General features: G+C 56.5%; 3 protein-coding genes. All 3 read left to right on the top strand.

Annotated features, from left to right (window positions below; all coding sequences use genetic code 11):
- A partial coding sequence (locus tag ACXJ5O_RS21320) for a sodium/glutamate symporter (RefSeq protein WP_457301637.1) occupies window positions 1-596 on the top strand: 596 nt, incomplete at its 5' end.
- A 439-nt stretch (window positions 597-1,035) separates the two neighbouring features.
- Window positions 1,036-2,187: a helix-turn-helix domain-containing protein gene (locus ACXJ5O_RS21315; protein ID WP_457301636.1), complete on the top strand. Its 1,152-nt coding sequence runs from the start codon at window positions 1,036-1,038 to the stop codon at window positions 2,185-2,187.
- A 212-nt stretch (window positions 2,188-2,399) separates the two neighbouring features.
- On the top strand, window positions 2,400-3,554 hold the full coding sequence (locus tag ACXJ5O_RS21310) for an alpha/beta hydrolase (protein ID WP_457301635.1): 1,155 nt from the start codon (window positions 2,400-2,402) through the stop codon (window positions 3,552-3,554).
- The last annotated feature ends 206 nt before the right edge of the window (window positions 3,555-3,760 follow it).

Genomic DNA, 3,760 nt, shown 5'->3' with positions numbered 1-3,760 from the left:
GATTAGGGGATGACGACGTCATAGAAGACGACCTCAACCATATTACGCTGCTGCGCACCATCCTCGTCCTCAACGTTGCGGTCCTTATCGGCTACACGGTCGATGAGCTATTGGCTGACTTGGGGTTTCGTCTACCCCTCTTCGTCGCCTGCCTCCTGTCTGCCATCGTCTTGACCAATGTAATTCCGCGGATCATGCCGACCCTGTTCTGGCCGACGCGGACGCGCGCGTTGGCCCTTGTCTCCGACCTTTCGCTGAGCATCTTTCTTGCAATGTCGCTGATGAGCATGCAACTCTGGACCCTCGGAGGGCTTGGGCCGTCGCTGCTTCTGATCCTCGCGCTCCAGACGGTTGCAGCGATTGCCTACATACTCTTCGTTGTATTCCCGCTGATGGGTCGCAACTACGACGCCGCGGTGATTGCCGGCGGCTTCAGTGGCATAAGCCTTGGGGCGACGCCGACTGCCATCGCCAATATGACTGCCATTACCAAACTGCACGGCGCGGCACCGATGGCCTTCATTATCCTACCACTGGTGTCAGCTTTTTTCATCGATATCGCAAATGCGTTCGCGATCGGCTTTCTCGTCAATTGAGCAGGGTTAGCGCCAGCGGTTGATACGGCACATGTCCCTGTTCCCAGGCGCATTCATTGGCGTCCCCATWCTCATCGCGTTCATCATCKACTGCGAGAAATCRTCCGTGGCGAAATGGATTGCCGTGTTGCTGTCGGCAAAGGCTTTTGACAATTCCGACAGAACTTCGATCTAATTTCGAACACGTTCAGGTAGAGAGGCCACCGTTTKTGCAACYYGTTTCGTAACAGTTACGTACTGAACAGACTGCCGGAGTTGTGCCACACTTGKGAAGTCGRGCATTTGTAACTGCGCGATACCTTACTCTTGTGGTTTTTTGGAGCAGCCATGCCTGTACTTCCCCCAACAAAATGGATCGAAGTATTCGTATGCYCGTCTCTAACAATGAGACAGCGCCACCTATTGGCACGTTGTTCCGAGTACGACAAATGGTGAAATCATGAACGCGCATGATCAAGTCGCGCCATCGGCTGCATCGCTCGATCGAAACTTTGCACACGCGGCAGCGGGGTCTGCCATCAACTGCCCTCCTCCTCAACCGARGCGGTCGTCTTCCGGCGCATTTTCTATTCCCGCGTTCAAGTTCGATACCAGCGGCGTGCCGATTGACCATCAGTATGAATCCTGGCGCAATAGCTTCTCCTCGATGCTCGAGCTCGGCGAATGCAGGGACAGGTCTCGTGGCTTTGAAGGAAAGCAAACGGTCTGGGATCTCGGCAGCCTGGCGTTCTCGCGGATCAGAACCAGCGCACTCGAGTTTGCAAGTGTCCCAGGTCACACACGCAGGGAAGCGCTCGATCACTGGGCATTGACCCTTCCACTCGACGGTTCGATCACCACCGAGGGTCCCGCAGGAAGCTTTCAAGGCGGCGCCGGYATCGTMCAGGTCCATTCGCTGGGACGCTGGTTTGAGGGGAGTGTAACAGATAGCGACATGCTGGTGCTGTTTGTTCCCCGAGATTCCGATCCAGAAGTGGCTCGTGCCCTCAGCGCGGCCGAATTCTCCTCTGTAGACACGGCGATGGGACGGCTATTGTCCGACTACTTCATCGGATTGGCCAAGCGGCTGCCAGCGGTCGAGGCCGACAATCTCCCTGAACTCGTGGGTGCGACGCAGGCGATGATCCGGGCGTGCCTCCTGCCATCTCCAGGCAACATCGAGGAGGCTCAAGCACCTATCGCCCGCGTGTTGCTCGAAAAGGCACGCCATATAGTGCAATCCAGATTGTTCGATCCATCCTTCAATGCCAAGGTCTTGCGGCGTGACCTCGCGATTTCACGCACAGGGCTTTATCRAATGTTCGAGCCATTCGGCGGCGTGATGCATTACCTGCAGCACCAGCGGCTCCTCGATGCACACGCAGCATTGGCCGACCCGAACGACAAACGCCGCATTATCGAGATCGCYGAGCAGCGMTGTTTCAGTGATGGCGCAGAGTTCAGCCGGGCATTCAAGAGGGAGTTCGGCTATACGCCAAGCGAAGTGAGAGCGGGCCGCAAGAGCGGTGTGCCGAGCAGKCCAGCMGGCGAAATCGCCACCGCAGCTCCTGAAGAACGCCTYGGRTTGCTGTTACGCARGCTTCACGGTTGATCTGCACCAACGATGAGGTTTTCGATGCGTCATGATGATCTGGACGAGCGGYTGAGAAAACTSGGCGTRAACGTCGGGCCCTTCACGTTCACCGTMGTGTTYCTGATCGGTGTTGCAGYTGCGATCGGAATTGGTTGGTTCCTGTATTAACGGGCGCGCTGCCAACGGTTGATGGCGCATTGGATAGGCACTTGGTGTTCAGTCGAAGCATTTTGATACTCCGTACAATCGCGCTCATCTTCATGGTGGGCGGTGTTGCGGCATGCGCGTCACCAGCCCGGGGTGTCCTTGCGCCCGTCAACACCGCGGCGTCTGGCGCGGCCAAGGTTGATTTGCTGGTTGCGACGACTCGAGCGCCAACGTCGCAAAAGGGCGTATTCTTTACGGGCGAGCGGGGTCACGATCTTAACCTCGCCAACATCGTCGTCTCAATTCCACCCAACCGCAATCCGGGAACAATCCAATGGCCGCGTCGGCTTCCAGGCGACCCTGAGCGAAACTTTGTGACCACTGCCGTAGATACCGTCAACGTTCGGGACATCCGAACCTGGTATCGGGAGCATGCGGTGAGTGGCAGGCGCGTTCTAATCTTCGTGCATGGCTTCAACACGCGTTTCGAAGACGCGGTCTTTCGTTTCGCGCAAATTGTCCACGACTCGCGCGCCGAGGTGACCCCTGTACTGTTTTCCTGGCCATCGCGTGGGGCTTTGCTAGACTACAATTACGATAGGGAAAGCACCAATTTTTCCCGCTCCGAATTGGGCTACGTCATTCAACAGGCGGTCAATAGCCCCGACGTATCCGAGATCACGATCATGGCTCATTCAATGGGCAGTTGGCCGGTGATGGAAGCCCTGCGTGACATAGCGAAGCAAGGCAGGCGGATATCGCCCAAGATCACGGACGTCATTCTCGCTTCGCCGGATCTCGATATTGATGTCTTTCGGAAGCAGCTGATCGACATCGGCCAAGAACGGCCACATATATCGATCTTCGTGTCGGCAAATGACAGAGCGCTTCGGCTTTCCCGACTGATATCTGGGCAAGTGACGCGCGTTGGCGGAGTGGATCTTACGGACGCAAGCTATAAAGCCCAATTAAAGATGGCATCCGGGATTACGGTGTATGACCTCAGTGCGCTGCGAAATGGTGACAGTCTCAATCACACGCAGTTCGCGACAAGCCCTGAAGTCGTCCGGCTCTTTGGCGAGCGGCTGCTGAGAGGGCAATCACTCTCTGACGMCGATCCAAACATACCCGGCAATTTTGGTGCTACCGCCGTCGAAGCCGGCTTGGTAATCGGCACGGTGACGGGAGCCGCCCTGAGTGCGCCTATCCGCATCTTTGAAAGCACGGCGCGTCGATAGCATCGTACGTTCATGATCTCTTGTTTATTCTGCCATCTTTCGTAACGACAGCCAGGTATTTGATGGCTCGTTCATGCCCAGCTTGGCTACGGACTCGCAGCCTCTGAATGTCCTCTGTCCGGGTTCGGACCGAACGACCCTGAACTATCTCCTTCCAATCCTGCGCACATCGACGACGCGGCCATTACTTTGCCTGACGGCAATCT

It is taken from the genome of Phyllobacterium sp. P5_D12 (genome assembly GCF_054049495.1).
This window is presented reverse-complemented; position numbering and strand designations above follow the sequence as displayed.